The following is a 910-nucleotide window of genomic DNA, read 5'->3' on the forward strand; positions in this document are numbered from 1 at the left end:
CACGCCCCCACTGGGGGTGGTGGGTTGATTGTGTCGGTGGCGATAGCGGAGTGGGAAACGCCCGGTCTCCATTCCGAACCCGGAAGCTAAGCCCTCCAGCGCCGATGGTACTGCACTCGACAGGGTGTGGGAGAGTAGGACACCGCCGACCTTCACATAAAAAAGAAGGGTGGACGAGACCATATCTATGGCCTCGTCCACCCTCTTTTTGTTGCTCTGTTGTCGCCGCGTGCTGTGTTCGGGGTGCGTGTCGCGGGGCTGTCTCGGCCCGTGTCTCAGTGCCCGGAGCATCACCTGGCAAGGAGCACTCAGGGGGAAACCCCCACCAAACGTCCGGCGGGCAGCCGAACATTCCAAACCGGGCACCACGCCCTTCACCGCACGGCCCAACGAAGGGTCTACGCTGGTGGTCAGTCATTTTCACAGTGTTTCAGGAGGAGACCGGTGTCCGGTTCCGAAGACAAGAACGGCGGCTTTCGTCGAGGAGCCGGCTCCGGCCGTGGGGCTTCGTGGGGGCCTGGTGGGTCCCGCGGCAAGGGGGGCCCCGCTGGCAGCGGTGGCGCTCGGGGTGGCCCACGCCGTGATCAGAACAGCGGAGCCGGTCGTGACCGTGACGCACGACCGGAGAAGGACCGTCGGTCCGGAGGCTACCGCGACGACCGCGGCGGTCCGCGCCGTGACTCGGGCTCGGGTGACCAGAGCAATCGGCGCGACCACGGTCGTGGCGATCAGAACAGGCAGAAGCCCGGCGGACGTCAGGGTGATGACCAACGCCGCGATCGTGGTAACGATCGTCGCAATGACGGTGGTCGACCGCAGCGTGATGATCGTGGGCAGAGCGGGAATCGGGATAAGCCGCGTTTCGAGAACCGGAAGCCGGAGGAGCGTCGGGATAAGCCGCGTTTCGAGA

The 910-nt window shown here is 65.4% G+C and carries 1 protein-coding gene and 1 rRNA gene; both read left to right on the forward strand.

Annotated elements, in window-relative coordinates; genetic code table 11:
- Positions 1-32 precede the first annotated feature (32 nt).
- Positions 33-151, forward strand: a 5S ribosomal RNA gene (gene rrf / locus ACYVAN_RS00005).
- A 405-nt stretch (positions 152-556) separates the two neighbouring features.
- Positions 557-910 (forward strand): hypothetical protein (locus tag ACYVAN_RS00010; protein ID WP_460954169.1); only part of this gene is annotated, 354 nt, incomplete at its 3' end.

The sequence above is a fragment of the Parasphingorhabdus pacifica genome, from assembly GCF_054779195.1.